A 16714-nucleotide genomic window follows, 5' to 3' on the forward strand; every position below is an offset into this window, starting at 1 on the left:
GGGGGCGCTCAATGGCCCGCGCGTGCTGCGGGCCTGAAAACAGGGGCAGCATGATGGATTTCCGCATCGCCGATACCTTCACCGACAGCCTTGCGCGTCTCACGGGTGACGAGCAGAAGGCCGTGAAGACCACCGCCTTCGACCTGCAGCTGAACCCAGTCAACCCTGGCATGAGTCTGCACAAGCTTGACACGGCGAAGGACAAGAATTTCTGGTCGGTGCGGGTCAGCAGCGATATACGCTTGATCGTGCACAAGACGGCCTCAAGCCTGCTGCTCTGTTACGTCGACCATCATGACAAGGCCTATCACTGGGCCGAACGTCGCAAACTTGAGGTTCATCCCACCACGGGCGCGGCGCAGTTTGTGGAGATCCGCGAGCGTGTTGAGGAAATCCCGGTTCCGAAGTACGTGATGGTGGAACAGCCGGTGCCGAGCCAGTCGGACTGGATCAAGCCGGCGTTGTTCACCACCATCACGGACGACGAGTTGCTCAGCTATGGCGTGCCAGGGGAATGGTTGGCCGATGTGCGCGCAGCGAACGAGGATAGCCTGCTGGAACTGGCGGATCATCTTCCCGCGGAGGCGTCGGAAGCATTGCTGGAACTGGCGACGGGTGGTGTGCCGAATACCTCACGCAAGCCTCGCCGCGGCATCAAGTCGGCTGCTATGTCGTTTGATCCCAATCTCTACTATGACTTGTCTTTCTCCATTCCCTCAAAAGCTGATGAATCCGTCGATTCAGACGGATTTGACCATCCCGATGCGCGTCGCCGTTTCCGCACAATCAGTGACGTGGATGAGTTGGAGCGTGCCTTTGCCTATCCGTGGGACAAGTGGACAATCTTCCTACATCCGGCCCAGCGCGAATGGGTGGAGCGCGACTACAGCGGCCCAGCCCGTGTGTCCGGCTCAGCCGGCACCGGCAAAACCATCGTCGCCCTGCATCGCGCGGTGCATCTTGCGCGCGCCAATCCTGATGCGCGAGTGCTGTTGGCGACCTTCTCCGACACACTGGCCAACGCGCTGCATGACAAACTGCGCCGGCTGATCAACAACCAGCCAAGCCTTGGTGAACGGCTGGAAGTGTGTGCGATGGATACGCTCGCCGCGCGGCTGTACGAGGCGCATTTTGGTCAGCTGCAGATGGCTGACTCGGAAGCTGTCCGTTCCGCGCTGACCGCTGCTGCCGACATACTGGCCGATCAGCGGTTCGGCTTGCCGTTCCTGTTGTCCGAATGGCGGGACGTGGTGGATGCGTGGCAGCTGACCACCTGGGTGGAGTACCGGGATGTGCGGCGACTTGGCCGACGGACGCGGCTGTCGGAGACCCAGCGCGCGCAGTTGTGGCCGGTGTTCGAGAAGGCGAGATATCAATTGCAGGAGCGGGGCTTGGTCACACGGGCAGGTATGTACCACCGCCTCACCGGCGCGCTGATCCAGCGCAAGCATCCGCCGTTCGAGTTTGCGGTGATCGACGAGGCACAGGACGTCAGTGTCGCTCAGCTGAGATTCCTAGCGGCGTTCGGCGCTAAAGCGCCGAACGCATTGTTTTTTGCCGGCGATCTGGGTCAGCGCATCTTTCAGCAGCCGTTTTCATGGAAGTCGCTGGGCGTGGATATTCGCGGACGCGCCAGGACCTTGCATATCAACTACCGCACGTCGCATCAGATCCGCATGCAGGCCGACCGGTTGTTGGCACCAGAGGTCGCGGATGTTGACGGTAATGTCGAGGATCGCAGCGGCACGGTTTCGGTCTTCAACGGCACCGAGCCGAGTATCACGAGGTGGCCATCGCAGAATGACGAAGCGATGGAAGTGGGTCGTTGGTTGGTGCAGAAGATCAGCGAGGGCGTGCAAGCCCAGGAGATTGGTGTTTTTGTACGCTCATCCAGTGAACTCGACCGAGCACGCGCCGCGGTGGCGCATACCGGGTTACCGCACCATCTGCTTGATGGAAATCCACAGGCCGATCAAGGGAAGATTTCGATCGCCACCATGTATCTGGCCAAGGGTTTGGAGTTTCGCGTAGTTGTGGTCATGGCTTGCGATGACGAAGTCATCCCGTCACAGGAACGCCTCGAATCCGTGGCCGATGACGCTGATCTTGAAGAGATCTACAACACCGAGCGCCATCTGCTGTATGTCGCCTGCACCCGTGCACGTGATCATCTATGGGTTTCGGGAGTCGATCCGGCATCAGAGTTTCTGGATGACTTGGAGAGCACTTAGTCGCATGGCGTGGCGCTGTTGAAAAGACGATGGAGGCAGGTTCGGCCGCCGTATAAGGCCATCGAGCCGATACTAAATCAGACCAGGAGAAGCTGCGAATCCGTGGCTGCGGTTAATCGGGCCGAAACAAAGGTCTCGGCGATCGGCCGGAACTGAACTCAAGGAACCAGTACTCAACGCGTCGCGTCTCGATCTTCAATTTCCTGGCCCAAGCTCATCTCGAAAGGCTCAAGATCATGGCGACGGATGACCTTCCCGACGTTCCCCGGAACTTGGCTGAGTCCATATGCCACGGACACCCGATCGTATTGGTCGTCAGCCATGTCACTCACGAAGTTCTGCGGTCGCGGCAGAGCGCTCACCCTGATCGATAAACCATGAGATTTTTTTGCCTCACGGACGACCAGCCGTATGTGCTCGATAATTGTGGGCAACCGACTGCCCCCGCCGCACAGGAACAGATCCAGCGGTTCCTGATCTCGCCACACCCGCGATGTAGGATTGAGAAGGCGGGCTTGCTCACGCGCCTCGTTGAATGCCCGCGCCAGGGCGCTGAGAAAAGCAGCCCGACGCTGGCTCACGTCACCGCGATTCTCGCCAAGGCGCTCTACCACATCCTGGTCATTGGCAGCCGCATCGTCGTCGCGCCAAGTAAGATGCTGGCCGGCTTTGCCCGCCAACGCGCCGATCAGAAAATGCGTGCCCAAGTTCTTCACTTTGGCTGAAAAAATGGGAAGCACATCTCCGTCTTCGTCCTTGTGCACATTGAAGAACGCCATATCCAAAGTGCCAGCCCCAATATCCATCAGTGCATGCATTTCCGATTGCCGTTGTGCTGACGAAAGATACGAAAACAACTGACAGGCGAATTCAGGGAGTACGGTCACCATGCTGCCTGGAGATGTCCTTGCAGCACGCAGGGCCTGCTTGGCGCGTTCACGCGTAAGCGCTTCACCTTGGCAGGCTAGAGTTCGTCCCGCCGAAGCTAGGATGCGAAACTGTGCAGCTACGGACTCGTCATCCCATGACTCAGCAGGCAAGCCAAGATGTAGCCTCCATCTGGGGCTATCAGCTCCTGTGTAAGCCCTGGCAAACCAACCGCTGGCATATCTAAGAGCCGCGGCAATGAATAAAGCCGCGTCGCAGTGCGCCTCGTCACTTTTTGTCGAAGGAGAAGAAAGTAAACGCATCTTGATGCCATCACGATGCGACCAACCTGGACCCTGCCTGATGCCCAGTGCAATACTTCCGTCCTCGTGCTCACTGAAGGAGGATGGCATGAGATAAGGGTCGCTCGTCGCTACGGCCCCGGACCAATTGACGGCGTGGTGGTCCCCATGAAATCGGATCACTGCCTTGGTGAATGCAGTGCCGAAATCGAGGCCGAATATCGCCGTACCTGATCCGTCGGCCATAACTGGTCGCAACGATTGGCTGATTGATGCCTGTGATTTTGCCGCCCTAATCGCAAGCTTTGTCATGTCCGCAGACAGTTCGTTCAGTGCAGCTCGTGGAGTGATGGGCTGCGCATGCGACGGAGTGGCGCAGCGATAGACGCCAAGATCTAACTTGCCTCGCTTAGACACTGCGGCCAGGTTCTCACGCAACTTGCGTCTAGCCGCTTTGCTTGGTCGCGATGGCCGCACCTGATCCTTCTTGATTTTCGAAGGTTGGGACGGTTTGAGTGGACGTACATCCCGGTCTGCCTTGCGCTCCACGGGTACAGCAGATGTCGCGGGGGGCGGAGCAACATGCTGCTTCAGTTCCTTGAATACATCTCCAAAGAGCTCACCCAGAGTGGACGACGGACGCTTCATGGCAGGATCCTTACCAAACCCTCAACCAATCCATCACGGACGACGCGCAGTGCCTCGCGGCTATCCAAACGCGCCAGCGCAACCCTAGTTTGTTCGTCCAGCTTGCGCAGGCTGCCTCGTGTCAGTTGAATCAAGTTTTTCTGACTCATCTGCTCGGCCCTGTTCAACCGCTCCTGTAAGGATCCACGACGGCGGGCTGCATTTCTCTCTACGCTCTGTCGTTGCAATCGCACACGGTCGGCATTCTCGGCTTCATGCGCAGCCACATCAGCCTTGTATTGCCGCGTCAGTAGAACACGGGTCCTATCGAGAACATCGATTGTGTCATCAACCGAAGATATGGCGTGGCGCGCGTTGATCCAATCGCGCCCATGGGCACGAAGCGTGTTGAGCAGATCGAAAGCAGTATCAGTGACGACAGTCGCTCCACCGCCCAAGGGGCTGAATACAGCTCGTACGGTCTCCTCATCTCTTGCGCCGGCAAACGTCCAGACTTCTGCTGCAAAAGCGTAGTCGCCCGTCGGTACCGCCATGCCGGATACCGAGGCTGATATCTGCACTGCATGAAGGAATGGCCCCGTATCAACAGAGCCACCATCGACGGCAATCATCCTGATCAGTGGATGATACTGATTGACCAACTCGCATCCTCTGGCGACATCTCCCGCGCTCACGTGGTTGCGAATGACGACACGAACCTCGTGACCACTTTCCAGCGCGGACTTCACCATGTGCTGGTTCTCGCGAAATCGCTCAAGCTTTACGGCCATATCGGGTGGCAACTTGAGCACGCCTAGCAATGGCCGTTCAGGATCCATGCGCAGTACGTAACCTTCTGCATGGGCTTCAAGAAAATCCCGGATATGTGACAGCAGATCGTCGTCAGTGATACGGCGCTGCGTGCGTTGTGCCTGCTCGGCGCGTGAGCGGACATAGTCTCCGAGCCCAATCAAATCAGCCTCGTTCTCTTCTACCAACGCTTGATCCAACTTGCGCTGCTCGATCGCCCGCCGGGTATCCTCGATGCGTGCGACCTCCTGATCTGGGGTCAGACGCGCGGATAGTAATTCTCGTGTCAATTGGGTGATGCTTTCACCGAGCACTTCTTCGGTGCAGCCAAGAGAGCTCTCGAAAAGCCTCAAGCGCTCAAACAGACGAATCAGGATTCGTTCGTCGATGGTGTCGGCGTACACCATGTTGAAGATGCTGATGGCATCGGCCTGCTGACCGATACGGTCAATGCGGCCGATGCGCTGCTCCACCTTCATGGGGTTCCAAGGCAGGTCGTAATTGATAATGACCCGCATGAATTGGAGATCGACGCCCTCGGAAGCAACCTCGGACGAGAGCAAGACACGATATCGCGACGACGCTTGGAATTTGTCGATCAATGCCTGCTTGTTGTCACCGCCCTTCACCACCAGGGATGGAATACCCACCTCCTGCAGTCGTTCGCACAAGTAGTCGAGCGTCCCGCGAAAATAACTGAACAACAGCACCTTCTCGCCCGGATAGTCTCGCTGGTGTTGCATGAGAAGATTCAGCAACAAATTGAGCTTTGAATCCTGCGAGCGCAACGCATCAAGATCGATGCGGCCAGCAACCCGCTTCGCTACATAGCTTGCGACCGGCGACGTGGAGACCTCTTCGATCAGGTCGAACGCCTCAAAGGCCAGCTCATTTATCTCATCCATGTCGGGAGCTGCCGACAACCAACGCTTTGCTGCTGCATACATGCAACTAGCCATTTGCCGTTGCGGCATGGCGAGCAGGAAGCCTTCGACACCGCTGTGGTGGAGTGCGTAATCCGAAATCGCTTCAGACACCGCCTGATAGAGCACCTGCTCTGGCGTGCTCATCACGGCCGAGAGCCGGCCCGGTTTGCGCTCCACCCGATTTTCGAAGACGTCACGTTTGCGCGTGCGAACTACCACTTGCCCAAGCAAGTTCACCCGCTCAAGGCGTTGATTGATCTCTACGCGTGCCTCAGCCGGTAAAGGAGTCTCGGCAATCATCAGCTGCAGATCGGCACAAAGCCGTTTAAGACTTGCACTTTCCTCTAGCAGCCAGTGATCCGATGCTTCCCGTAGGGACTCGATCACCATTTGCGGTGTGGTGTGCCTCGCCTTCAGCTGGTTGGCAGCATGCACTAATGGGCGATTAGCCTGCAGGATCTGCTCGAACAAATGCGGGTATTGGAACTGATCTGGGTCAGCCAAAGACACCAGGTTGAACAGGTCCGTGCTTCGGGTATTAACGGGCGTCGCGGAAAGCAAAACCAAGTGCTCAGAGACTGGTCGTAACAATCGGCCCAGTTCGGCGGATGAGGTCTCCTGATTGCGTAGATAGTGCGCTTCGTCGATCACCGTCAGGTCGAACAATGTGCTCTCAGTTGACTCATCCAGTTTGCGCGCTAGGCGTGCGCCGAGCGAACTCGACGGCGACTTGTCATCATCCCACCCGGATGGTGGCCGAATGCCCTGCAGACTGCAGATGATGGCCGCCCCTTGCGGGTTGGCTGTACTTCTGTCCAGCCACTCCAGTAGTTCGCCAGCGCCCATGATTCGGGCATCTGTTCCAAAACGGGTTGATAGCTCTTTCTTCCATTTCTCCGTAAGCATCGCCGGACACACCACGAGCAATCGCGTCGCATTGGTGCGAAAGCGCAGTTCAGTCCAGATCAACCCGGCCTCGATGGTCTTGCCCAGACCGACTTCGTCCGCGATCAACAGGCCCTTCGAAGGCGAGTCCAACAGCGCGAGTAGCGGTTTGAACTGGTGTGGCATGAATTGGGTGTTGGTGGTATCGAGGCTGTAGATCAGTTCGTTAAGTCGGCCGCGTAACTGCACGGCGGTAAGCCGTTTGCGCAGGCTGGTAGCGCGGGCAAAACGTCCTTCCCGCAATACCGTCGCCTCATCCAGCTCAACAGAGACCGGCTCTAGGTCTTCGGCCATCTCGAATTGGGCGTTGCGTCCAGGGAAGCGCACATGCACCAGCAAAGCGTCGTCGTCATCACGAACCTTGCCCGTGCATTCACCCACCTGACTAGGATCGGCGCGCAGACGCACCCGAGTCCCCGCCCGGGTCAGACTCTCCAAAAACTCCGTATCCATTCCCTGTAGCCCCCTAAAGCATCCACGCCGAACGAAGTGACTGGCCTCCGTTGTTGGAGCATAGCAACCGGACATTCTGCGGACATGTTAACCCCGTACGATCGCATCGTTTGCGACTGGTCACGGGGCATGCTGTGGGCATGCATGTGGTCGTGACTTTCATGCGAAGGCCTGTAGCTCGGTCCATCCATCCTTCAGAAGTCCTTCCTGTTCTCCGCAGCGCTCGATTTCGGGCGGTAAGCAGCCGACTATCGATCGAAAAAATTTACAAGCCTATATCACACCAAAGAGAGCAGCGAGAAGCCTCTCGGAAACTGATTTGTCAGTGTCGAGGCCACCTCCAAATCGCGATGTATGTCTATGCAGTGCACGAATGCCTTGCTGCGATCGCCACAGTGCCCTCAACCGGCTATCTGGTCGCCGACAGCGGTTGTGCGAAAGACGACTGAGGGATAGGGCGGCGAAATGCTCGCGCATCACTCTAGGTTTGCGCGTTGAGCGACGATTGGTGCGCCGATTGATCACAGACTGTTCGACAGCTTTCGTTTTCAGGACTGCGGTTGCGCCTTTGAGCAATCGCCCTGATCCAGCTTTGACTTAGCACTGGCGGGTTCGCGGAAGCGAGCCGCTTCGCCTCGGGTTTCCGTTTTCACATCTTTCCCGTCGATTACGCATAGAGCCCGGCCTCACCGCCGGGCTCTATGCGCTTATGCCGTCATCAAGGAGCTCGTCATGCAACTCGCGCAATCTTTGACCCACACCCGCTACAAGCTCACGGGCGAGACGACCGAACAAGACGTACTCGCCGCAGCCGAAGCTATCCTGAAGAGCCGGCTGGAACGCCAAGGCAGCATTGGCACGCCGATGGACGCCAGCGACTTTCTGCGTATGCGCTTGGGCGCGCTCCTGCACGAAGAGTTTCACGTTCTTTGGCTGGACAACCGCCACCGGATCCTCGATTGCCAGAAGCTTTTCACCGGCACTGTCGATGGGGCAAGCGTCCACCCCAGAGAAGTGGTGCGCGCGGCGCTGGCCATCAACGCCAGCGCGGCGATCCTGGCGCACAACCACCCCAGTGGCATGGCCGAGCCCAGTGCGGCCGATCGGATGCTCACCCACGAGCTTCGCGAAGCGCTGCGGCTGATCGGGGTTCGTGTCCTTGACCACATCGTGGTGGGTAGCGAATGCGTCAGCATGGCCGACAGGGGGCTGATCTGATGACGATGCTCATAGTGGCTCTACCCTTCGCGGGTTCTATGGCTTCCAATACGATGCCGACCTGAACTATGCCCTGGAGGCAATGTTCTGCAATGACCAGGGTGACTCCTGTCCGGGCCTGACAACCGCGCCCAATCTCCGGTGGTTATTCGGCCACGCGCAAACTCCCTATTCCAAGCTGGAATTTTGCGCCCTGCGGTTTTCAGCCTGAAACGCGGGAAGTCGATCCCAAAAAATCTCACCCACACATCACTCACGTGAAGTCGGAAGTCATCGGCTTCGCGTTTGGACGCTCCGCGTCGCAGCGTTTGCAAGGGATTCCTGACTCATGACAGGCAAACTCGAAACGGTCTACTGCGCCCTAGTGGTTGCGACCGCGGTACTGATCGGCATCGTCCGATGCATCCGCTGTAGCGATTTCAAAGCTCCCTGATTCAACGCGTCACAAGCACAGCGCACAAGGCCCGGCATGTCCGGGCCTTGTGCGTTTATGCCACCCACTTACGAGGAAACGACAATGCACCTGGTTGAAACCATGGCCTATGCCGGCGAGAAGCCGTGGCACGGCTTGGGCAACAAGCTTGCCCCGCAGCAGCCCATCGAGGTCTGGAAGAAGAACGCCGGAATGGACTGGCAGATCGAGCAGTCCGAAGTTCGCTACATCTCCGGCAGCAACAACGTCGGGGTCATCAATGCCTTCCCGGAACAGAAGGTGCTCTATCGCTCCGATACCAAGGCTCCGTTGGCCGTTGTGTCCAAGCGCTTTCACGTGGTGCAGCCGGGCGAGATCCTGGAGTTCTATCGTGACCTGACCGCCTGCAACGGTTTCGAGTTGGAAACGGCCGGCGTGCTGCGCGAGGGCCGCAAGTTCTGGGCGTTGGCGAAGACGGGCCAGAGCACGACGCTCAAAGGCCGCGACCGGGTGGATGGCTATCTGTTGTTGGCCACGGCCTGCGACGGCACGCTGGCTACCACGGCGCAGTTCACTTCGGTGAGGGTGGTCTGCAACAACACCCTGCAGATTGCATTGGGGAATGCCAGCAGCGCGATCAAGGTGCCACACCGCAGCCAGTTCGATGCGGAAGCAGTCAAGCGCCAGTTGGGGATCACCGTGTCGTCGTGGGATGGCTTCGTGGTCCGAATGAAGGCACTCGTCGATCGTCCGGTCGATCCCGATTCGGTCGAAGGCCTGCTACGCCGGGTGCTGACCTACGCAGCACCGGGCGGCAAGTCACCGGTGGTCAACGAACAGGCCTTGGCCACGGTTCGCTCGCTGTACGAGGGCGGTGGCCGCGGCGCACTGGTGACCTCCAGTCGGGGTACGGCATGGGGCTTACTCAACAGCGTGACCGAGTTCGTCGATCACCACCGTCGGGCGCGCAGCGACGATCACCGTCGCGACGCGGCCTGGTTCGGCCAAGGTGCGCAGATCAAGCAGCGTGCTTGGGACGAAGCCATGAAGCTGGTGGCCTGAAGGAGGGATGCCATGGGACTGGACATGTATCTGGAGGCCCATCGGCACGTGGCGCCCTGCGATCCGCAGACGGAACCGATGCGCCGTGCCCTTGGCACGGCCATCGGCTATGTGCCATCGAAGGACAAGCCGGGAAACGACACCTCTTTGCTGGAAGTCTGTGGCGTCACGGTGCGCGTCGGCTACTGGCGCAAGTTCGCGAGCCTGCACCAATGGTTCGTGGGCAACGTCCAAGGGGGACACGACGACGACCGCCCCGCCTTCATTTCGGTAGAAACCTTGATGGAGTTGGAGGAACTGCTCGAACAGGTCGGCGATGACCCGGCGAGTGCCAGCGAGTATTTCACCGCCGATGAAGATGAAACGCTGGAAGAAAGTGATGTCGACTACACGCTGAGAGTCCTTAATCACGCCAAACGATTGCAGGAGCAAGGCTGGGGCATCTATTACCGCGCCAGTTGGTGAGGTCGGCACACGCAGGAGATTCATCCTTGATGCAAACAACATAGCGCCCGGCCCTTTGGCCGGGCTTTTTCTTTTGGAGAACCACCATGAAAAAGCGATCTGCCTTGCGGTTGGTCGATACACGCACGCTCGGCCGGGGCCAATGGCTGGAAATACGTCAAGGCGGTATCGGCAGCTCCGATGCCGCCACCGCGGTCGGCCTCAACCCCTACAAGAGCCCGTTGGAGCTGTGGGCGGAGAAAACTGGACGTGTGACCGCTCCCGCGGAAAGTCCAGGCATGGAGGATCCGCGCTACTGGGGCACGCTACTCGAACCTTTCGTGGCTACCGCCTACCAAGAGAAGACTGGTCGCAAGGTCAGGCGGGTCAACGCCGTGCTTCAGCACCCTACGTTCAACTTCATGCTGGCCAACATCGACCGGGAAGTCGTGGGCTGCCCGGACGTGCAAATTCTGGAATGCAAGACGGCTGGCGAGTTCGGCGCGCGGCTGTGGAAGGACGGCGTGCCGGAGTACGTGCAGTTGCAGGTGCAGCACCAGCTCGCCGTGACAGGCCAGCAGGCAGCGGACGTGGCCGTGTTGCTGTGCGGGCAGCAGCTGGAGATCCATCGCATCGAACGGGACGACGAGGTCATTGCCAGGCTGATCGTGCTGGAGACGAAGTTCTGGGAGTGCGTGCAACACGACATCGAGCCACCTTCCGATGGTAGCGAGTCATCCGCGCGAGCCCTGCGCCAGCTCTACCCCGGTAACGATACGTCGCTTGATTTCACGGACGACGAAACCCTGTGCCGGACCTTCACGTCGCTGTCGGCGCTGAAGACCGAACTGGATGAGAAGGCGCACGTCGCCGAGCAGCTCAAGCAGACGATCCAGCAAGCGATGGGCGACGCCAGCAAGGCGCTGTTTGCTCACGGCGAGGTGACCTACAAGCGATCCAAAGATGGCACCAGCGTCGATACCAAACGGCTGGCAGCCGACCACCCCGCTCTGGCTGCGCAGTACACGGTACCTCGCTCCGGCTCACGTCGGTTCGTGCTGTCTCTCTCACCCGATGCCACTGAAGGAGTTTCCCCATGTTGAAAGGTCTGGCAATCACCCCGCCCGTGATCGGGCGGATATCCATCGGGCGCGTGGTCGAGCGCAACGGCAAGCGCCTCCCGGAGAAGGACGACCAGTTCACCCTCACCAGCCAGATCCAAAATCGGGAGGGTTGGGTGCTGCACCCGCTCGACGAGTCTCTGCGCAAGCAAGCGGAAGGTCAGAAGCTGCGCGCAATCCCGGTGCGGCTGCTGTTCAACGACCCGGCACTCAATCTGCGCGCGGACTACTCGCTGTTCGACCGCACGACAGGGCGACCGGTGTGTGTGGGTAACGGCGAGACCGCACGCCGGATGAGCAAGGAAGGCGCGACCAGCGTGCCGTGCCCCGGCCCGGAGGCCTGCTCGTTCGCACACGGCGAGTGCAAGGCCTACGCGCGGCTCAATGTGGTGGTGGGCGATGGGGAGAGCGATGCGCTGGGTAGCTTCGTGCTGCGCACCACGTCGTACAACACCATCCGTACGCTGGCGGCGCGGCTGGAATACTTCCGGGCTGTGTCGGGTGACTTGTTGGCCAGTCTGCCGCTGGAACTGAAGTTGCGTGGTAAGTCCACCACGATGAGCTACCACACGCCGATCTACTACGTGGATATGGTGGTGCGTTCCGGGATGACGTTGGAACAGGCCATCGCGCAGGCACGAGAGCTGAAGGAGCAACGACTTTCCAGTGGCTTCAACCAGTCAGCACTGGATGATGCGGCGCGCAAGGGCTTCGCCAACGGTACGTTTGAGGAGATGGAAGAAGATGTGCCGGCCGTCGTGGAGGAGTTTTACCCGCCGGCCATTCCGCAGCGCCCGGACGCTGCGGAGCCCAAGACCGACACGTTACGCAACCGCTTGGCCGAGAAGGTCGCTCAGGCTACCGCTCATTGATTCGAAAGGAGACAACCATGTTCCAGTTCATCGGTGCCGTCGTGGTGTATGGCTTTGCGATCTTCGGATTGATCAAGGCGTTCGAAGCTCGCGCGTCCAAGCAGGGATCGTCTGCTGACGATGCTGGCACTGCCGACTGAAGTCGGAACCATGCGGCGCATTGAATGGATGAGGCCGTGAGGCCTCATCCATTCAATGCGCCGCAGTTCCTTCTTTTTTTAGAACCGCCAGCCCTTTGCCATCCTTCTCGCGCTCGGTGACGGCGGCGCGGCGGTAGGTATCCAGAAGGTCGCGCAGAGCATTCATCAGCTCGGGTGTCCTTGATCGCAACAACGGAATGCCGGCCATCGGGTCGGCATCGTTGAATGGTGTCACGTTGTCTATAAAGACTTCATGCCCATTAATTTTCTACGTCTGTGTACTAAGGACTATGAGCAGGACTTAATAGTCGGACGAATGCGGAGTGATGAAGAGAGTGGGCTTCTACTTGAACTTGCTTACCGGTAGAAGAGCATACGTCCACTATACGTTTCTCGCTTGAAGCGGTGATTTAAGAATAACTTGGTCAGCTACGTAGCCAGCGAGGTACATGCCTCGCCGGTCTTTTTTTGCGCGCGAGAAGGACAAGACCATGGAACAGTTGCACTTCGAGATTGTGTCGAAAGCACGCGGCACGACAACAGATCACATCAGGTACATCATGCGACAAGGTGCTTTCGCTGAGCGGGATGACTTTGTTGGATGGGATTACGGCAACATGCCGAATTGGGCACGGTATGACCCGGAGCTATTCTTCGTGGCTTCGGAGAAATACGAGCGCGCGAATAGTCCTGCATTCATCGCCGTGACCTTCAGTCTGCCAAACTGCCTGAGCACGGAACAGAACCTCCGTCTGGCAGCCAAGATCATGGATGCTCTCGCGAGAGGCATGCCGTACATGTTCGCGGTTCACGAAGTGATCGCGTTCCAATCGGGTGTTCGACATCCTCACGTGCACGGGATGCTGTCCGGAAGAGTGGATGACGGTATTGACCGCACACCGGAGCAGACATTCCGGCGTTATAACGGTAAGGACCCCGAAAGGGGTGGATGCAGGAAGATGGGCTGCGGGATACGGCCCGCCGAGATCAAGAACTCCACCATCGAGATGCGGCGCATTATCGCCGAGACGATCAATAACGAACTCCGCGCATGTGGCTTCAATGACCGGGTTGACCACCGAACCCTTCGCGAGCAAGGCATTGACCGAGAACCGGTCCCCTACATAGGAGCCTCCCAACTCCGCGAAGTGCGGGAAAGACAGATGGAGTACTCCTGCAACCGGAAGTGTCATCCGAAAGGTGGCGCTTAGTAGATGTCGTCGGAACCGCGGCGTGCCCGAGTGGCGGAGCATATCCGCATCATCGAAGGACACGCTTGTGGCCTGGGGCAGGCGAAGCCCATAGATGGGTGAACGTACCGGGCATATCTAAGGTCGGAGTGAATAGCCATCGGGACAAGCAATCCCAAGCGTAGCCGGCAGGTCGAGCGCATGTTTCCGCGTGTGCACAGACTTGAAAATGTGCACAGGGTGGTTTTTGAAAGCTACTACGGGTACGACGTAGTGCCCGTAGTAGAGGGTTCAGATTGGCAGAATGCGGATTGCGTGCCGTTGCAGGTACTCGGGACGGTCGGGTCAACGCGAGTCTGAACTGATGGGCGCAGGGGCGTTTTGCGCGGGGACGTGGTGAATCGGCCGAGGCCGGATCGTGTGGTGTGATGTCATCCCCGCTTTCTATACGCTTAAAACCGAGCGAGGTGGGGTAAGAGACACTGGCCGCGAAGAACCGATCAGGCAATTCGCGGCCAGGATGACGGGTCACTACAGGGTGTCGAAGATTGCCGGGTTGAGACACATACAGCGCTTACCACTGCGCGAGTAATCGCGCTTGATGAAGCGTTCCCGGATCAAAATGTCGAGGAGCGGGTCGAGTTCCTCGCGTTCGATGTTGTGGCGCTGCATGACCCAGCGCAACGGGATCAGGTGCTCTTCGCCGGGGTCGGTATGTTTCACGTGCCTGCCATCGGTGTGGCACTTCTCATGGAGAAAATTGACAAGCTTCTTGAGCTTGATCTGCATGGGCTCGGTAACCAGGATCTGCTTGGCTTGCTCCATGTACCAGTCAGCGATGCGGACCGCATTCATGAGGATCTCCTTGGAGATGCGGGTGCCAGGTTGTCCACTAAAGTAGTGGAAGATGGCCGCGATGCGGGCGACGTTGGACGGATGCTTGCGGCCAAAGTCCTGAATGAGCCCCCAGTCATCTCGCTGAGCCATGCGTTGGCTATTTGCACGGAGCATCTCCATGAACACCATCGTGGCCTCCTCGTCGAATTCGAGAGTGATCGGTTCGAAGGAGCTGTCTGTGGCGAGTTCTTCACAACCTTCAAGCAATGCCAGAGACCGGGCATTGAAGACGTCCGTTCTTGGGAACGTAGGGTGCAGGACTGCAGAGGCAGGATAGTGGCCGTAAGGTGGTGCCTTGGACAGCAGCCCGCGGCCGAACCAACCCGAAGCACGTGCTTCCTCGCCCATCCTCCTGATGAAGCGTTCAAACGCATCAGGGTGTGTCATGGCACAGTAGGTGGCCAGAGGTTCATGGGCGATGACTGTGCGATGCATGCGTTCATAGGACAAGGTGGCCCCATCCCAAACCAGATTGTGCATTTCCATATCCTCGCTGGTCATTTTTCCGAAGAAATTGCGACCTTCGGGAGTGGCCATGAGGATGGATGAGCGGGTGCCGTGCAGCTCTTGCAGGAGCCTGAAGGCGAAATATCACCCTTGACCATGCTGATGGGCCTGGCGTCGGAAGACCGGGTATCTGTCAGGTTCCTGACTGCTTGCTCGATTCGTGCGAGTTCTTCCGGGTCGGCCTTCATGCCACGGCCGTAGAGCTTGCTGACCTGTGCAAGCAAACCGCGACGCCTGGCATGCAACAGCAGGCGATCGTCGTTGCGTTCCTTTTCAGCGAGTTTGCGCTTCGAAAGGCGAGCAAGGCCGATCAGACGTGCCGGCGCGAACGCCCGATCCATCATCGGAGATTTGGCCCAACCCGTATCCGCAACTGTGTAGAGGGCAAGCGTGGTCACGTGCGCTTTGTCCATATGCGGCGGCTTCACGCGGATCCAGCTCTGGCAGGCGGTAGACATGGCGGCCAGAATGGCCGCCATGATTACTTCGTCAGGCGCGGGGAGGATCATGCGCAACTCAAGGAAAGCCTGGTACGCGATTTTCGGGAGTGCGTAGTCAGGACAGACAAGGTTGCCAGGGATGCCGCCTCGAGGGCGACATCCGATCTGGTGCACCTGGTGGTGAAGGTAATTGAGCGGGAGTTCCAGGAAGGTCGGCTGGTAGTCGGTCCGGGTGAGATTCATGCTGCCACCTCCCCGTCGGTGCCAGTTGTATCGACCAGTGGGGCAGATTCCTCGGTGTGGTGTTGCTCCTTGGCATGCAGCGACTGGCCACACGTCACGCAGCACACGCGTTCGCCATTCTCATCGCGTGCGACCAACTCCGCATTGAAGAGCTTGCGGAAGGTCGCGTGATGGAGATCAGGCCATTTTTTCTTCAGCCCCTCGATGATCTGTCTCGGGGGAACGCCGCGTTCTTTTGCGGCCTTCACGGGCAGGAATATCTCCGCGAAGTCGATAGCCATCTGAGCTTCGGCATCGGGCTTCATGGCATCGAGTTCACGGATGATGTCGTCAAGGACGGTATCCGACATGTTGGCGAAGGAGTCACGCATGGGCCTGCTCCGGCTTGCTATGGGTGGCAGACGTCTCGGCATGCTTGACGCGCGCATTCATGCGAAAGAGCCAGGAGTCGAAACTACCGAAGGTCCAGGCCTTTTTGCCCACTTTCACGATGGGATCGGGCAGTACCTCCCACGGCCACGGCGGGATCTTGGCGCTTTTGATCTTCTGCCCCTGCTTATCGAACATCGGCACCAGGCCGTTTTCGTACACCCAAGAGCTCGATCTGCAGATCTTGGTGCAGATGTCGAGCAGGGTCAGCAACGTGGAAGGACCGTCGAGCTCGCGGTACCACCCGAGCTGCGGCAGCGCGTCAGCATTGAGGCCAGTGCAGATCTCCGAATGCACGGAAGCGGACAGCGCGCTCCGATCCAGCAGGATTTCGGCCCGGTGGGCCGGCTTAAAGGTTGCCTGAGAAGGCATATGTGAACTCCAGAAAAAAGAAGACCAAGGCCAAGCGAAGGGCTTGACCTGACGTGTGCGTCTCTTTTTTTCTGGTTCGTGCAGCAGCGGACCGCCGCACATGTGGCACGAGGGCCACGCACATATTTGAGATGAGGTAAACCGGCTGGGGTCGCCAGCCGCAGGCAGTCTAAGCTGCCTCCCGTTTACGAATCAACTCCTCCACT

At 58.7% G+C, this 16714-nt stretch carries 15 protein-coding genes; 8 read left to right on the forward strand and 7 right to left on the reverse strand.

The features are described 5' to 3' along the window. Positions 1-53 precede the first annotated feature (53 nt). Positions 54-2231: a 3'-5' exonuclease gene (locus ACVCMG_RS11345; RefSeq protein WP_447114160.1), complete on the forward strand. Its 2178-nt coding sequence runs from the start codon at positions 54-56 to the stop codon at positions 2229-2231. 173 nt (positions 2232-2404) lie between these two features. Here ACVCMG_RS11345 and ACVCMG_RS11350 read toward each other — a convergent pair whose 3' ends face one another. Together ACVCMG_RS11350 and ACVCMG_RS11355 are read right to left on the reverse strand one after the other, a co-directional pair. Continuing rightward, positions 2405-4048, reverse strand: coding sequence for a hypothetical protein (locus tag ACVCMG_RS11350; protein WP_447114161.1), 1644 nt, complete (start codon positions 4046-4048; stop codon positions 2405-2407). Continuing rightward, complete coding sequence (locus ACVCMG_RS11355) at positions 4045-7161, reverse strand: SNF2-related protein (RefSeq protein WP_447114162.1); 3117 nt, start codon at positions 7159-7161, stop codon at positions 4045-4047. The genes ACVCMG_RS11350 and ACVCMG_RS11355 overlap by 4 nt, the downstream gene beginning before the upstream one ends. Before the next feature lie 732 nt (positions 7162-7893). On the opposite strand from ACVCMG_RS11355, the gene ACVCMG_RS11360 reads away from it, so the two are divergent. The 6 genes from ACVCMG_RS11360 (at position 7894) to ACVCMG_RS11385 (ending at position 12430) form a co-directional block, all read left to right on the forward strand. Continuing rightward, a complete protein-coding gene (locus ACVCMG_RS11360; protein ID WP_447114163.1) occupies positions 7894-8379 on the forward strand; it encodes a JAB domain-containing protein in 486 nt (161 codons plus the stop codon). A 517-nt stretch (positions 8380-8896) separates the two neighbouring features. Further along, positions 8897-9853, forward strand: coding sequence for a DUF932 domain-containing protein (locus ACVCMG_RS11365; RefSeq protein ID WP_447114164.1), 957 nt, complete (start codon positions 8897-8899; stop codon positions 9851-9853). A 12-nt stretch (positions 9854-9865) separates the two neighbouring features. Continuing rightward, positions 9866-10318, forward strand: a complete 453-nt coding sequence (locus ACVCMG_RS11370; RefSeq protein WP_447114165.1) for a hypothetical protein — start codon at positions 9866-9868, stop codon at positions 10316-10318. An 86-nt stretch (positions 10319-10404) separates the two neighbouring features. Then, the gene (locus tag ACVCMG_RS11375; RefSeq protein ID WP_447114166.1) at positions 10405-11400 is read left to right on the forward strand and encodes a YqaJ viral recombinase family nuclease; all 996 of its coding nucleotides are present in this window, start codon (positions 10405-10407) and stop codon (positions 11398-11400) included. Beyond that, positions 11394-12290 (forward strand): recombination directionality factor, encoded by an 897-nt coding sequence (locus ACVCMG_RS11380; RefSeq protein ID WP_447114167.1) that lies wholly within the window; start codon positions 11394-11396, stop codon positions 12288-12290. Before ACVCMG_RS11375 ends, ACVCMG_RS11380 begins: the two co-directional genes overlap by 7 nt. 17 nt (positions 12291-12307) lie before the next feature. Beyond that, the gene (locus tag ACVCMG_RS11385; protein ID WP_447114168.1) at positions 12308-12430 is read left to right on the forward strand and encodes a hypothetical protein; all 123 of its coding nucleotides are present in this window, start codon (positions 12308-12310) and stop codon (positions 12428-12430) included. A gap of 52 nt (positions 12431-12482) precedes the next feature. Here ACVCMG_RS11385 and ACVCMG_RS11390 read toward each other — a convergent pair whose 3' ends face one another. Then, positions 12483-12665, reverse strand: coding sequence for a hypothetical protein (locus tag ACVCMG_RS11390; protein WP_447114169.1), 183 nt, complete (start codon positions 12663-12665; stop codon positions 12483-12485). Between the two features lie 256 nt (positions 12666-12921). On the opposite strand from ACVCMG_RS11390, the gene ACVCMG_RS11395 reads away from it, so the two are divergent. After that, positions 12922-13641, forward strand: a complete 720-nt coding sequence (locus tag ACVCMG_RS11395; protein ID WP_447114170.1) for a MobA/MobL family protein — start codon at positions 12922-12924, stop codon at positions 13639-13641. A gap of 510 nt (positions 13642-14151) precedes the next feature. Here the strand turns inward: ACVCMG_RS11395 and ACVCMG_RS11400 are convergent. From ACVCMG_RS11400 to ACVCMG_RS11415, 4 genes are read right to left on the reverse strand one after another with little or no spacing between them, the layout of a single operon-like run. Next, on the reverse strand, positions 14152-15054 hold the full coding sequence (locus ACVCMG_RS11400) for a DUF3987 domain-containing protein (protein ID WP_447114171.1): 903 nt from the start codon (positions 15052-15054) through the stop codon (positions 14152-14154). Further along, positions 15015-15707 carry a DUF3987 domain-containing protein gene (locus ACVCMG_RS11405; RefSeq protein ID WP_447114172.1) on the reverse strand — a complete coding sequence of 231 codons (693 nt, stop codon included), beginning with the start codon at positions 15705-15707 and terminating at the stop codon, positions 15015-15017. The genes ACVCMG_RS11400 and ACVCMG_RS11405 overlap by 40 nt, the downstream gene beginning before the upstream one ends. Beyond that, positions 15704-16078 (reverse strand): hypothetical protein, encoded by a 375-nt coding sequence (locus tag ACVCMG_RS11410; protein WP_447114173.1) that lies wholly within the window; start codon positions 16076-16078, stop codon positions 15704-15706. Before ACVCMG_RS11410 ends, ACVCMG_RS11405 begins: the two co-directional genes overlap by 4 nt. Next, positions 16071-16508, reverse strand: coding sequence for a hypothetical protein (locus ACVCMG_RS11415; RefSeq protein WP_447114174.1), 438 nt, complete (start codon positions 16506-16508; stop codon positions 16071-16073). Before ACVCMG_RS11415 ends, ACVCMG_RS11410 begins: the two co-directional genes overlap by 8 nt. Positions 16509-16714: the final 206 nt, after the last annotated feature.

It is taken from the genome of Rhodanobacter sp. UC4451_H18 (genome assembly GCF_052978225.1).

Excerpts from the sequence above, each read along its gene's own strand:
- ACVCMG_RS11375 (WP_447114166.1), top strand. The coding sequence starts at position 10,405 with ATGAAAAAGCGATCTGCCTTGCGGTTGGTCGATACACGCACGCTCGGC.
- ACVCMG_RS11410 (WP_447114173.1), bottom strand. The coding sequence starts at position 16,078 with ATGCGTGACTCCTTCGCCAACATGTCGGATACCGTCCTTGACGACATC.
- ACVCMG_RS11345 (WP_447114160.1), top strand. The coding sequence starts at position 54 with ATGGATTTCCGCATCGCCGATACCTTCACCGACAGCCTTGCGCGTCTC.
- ACVCMG_RS11350 (WP_447114161.1), bottom strand. The coding sequence starts at position 4,048 with ATGAAGCGTCCGTCGTCCACTCTGGGTGAGCTCTTTGGAGATGTATTC.
- ACVCMG_RS11385 (WP_447114168.1), top strand. The coding sequence starts at position 12,308 with ATGTTCCAGTTCATCGGTGCCGTCGTGGTGTATGGCTTTGCGATCTTC.
- ACVCMG_RS11395 (WP_447114170.1), top strand. The coding sequence starts at position 12,922 with ATGGAACAGTTGCACTTCGAGATTGTGTCGAAAGCACGCGGCACGACA.
- ACVCMG_RS11380 (WP_447114167.1), top strand. The coding sequence starts at position 11,394 with ATGTTGAAAGGTCTGGCAATCACCCCGCCCGTGATCGGGCGGATATCC.
- ACVCMG_RS11370 (WP_447114165.1), top strand. The coding sequence starts at position 9,866 with ATGGGACTGGACATGTATCTGGAGGCCCATCGGCACGTGGCGCCCTGC.
- ACVCMG_RS11355 (WP_447114162.1), bottom strand. The coding sequence starts at position 7,161 with ATGGATACGGAGTTTTTGGAGAGTCTGACCCGGGCGGGGACTCGGGTG.
- ACVCMG_RS11405 (WP_447114172.1), bottom strand. The coding sequence starts at position 15,707 with ATGAATCTCACCCGGACCGACTACCAGCCGACCTTCCTGGAACTCCCG.
- ACVCMG_RS11400 (WP_447114171.1), bottom strand. The coding sequence starts at position 15,054 with ATGGCCACTCCCGAAGGTCGCAATTTCTTCGGAAAAATGACCAGCGAG.
- ACVCMG_RS11415 (WP_447114174.1), bottom strand. The coding sequence starts at position 16,508 with ATGCCTTCTCAGGCAACCTTTAAGCCGGCCCACCGGGCCGAAATCCTG.
- ACVCMG_RS11365 (WP_447114164.1), top strand. The coding sequence starts at position 8,897 with ATGCACCTGGTTGAAACCATGGCCTATGCCGGCGAGAAGCCGTGGCAC.
- ACVCMG_RS11360 (WP_447114163.1), top strand. The coding sequence starts at position 7,894 with ATGCAACTCGCGCAATCTTTGACCCACACCCGCTACAAGCTCACGGGC.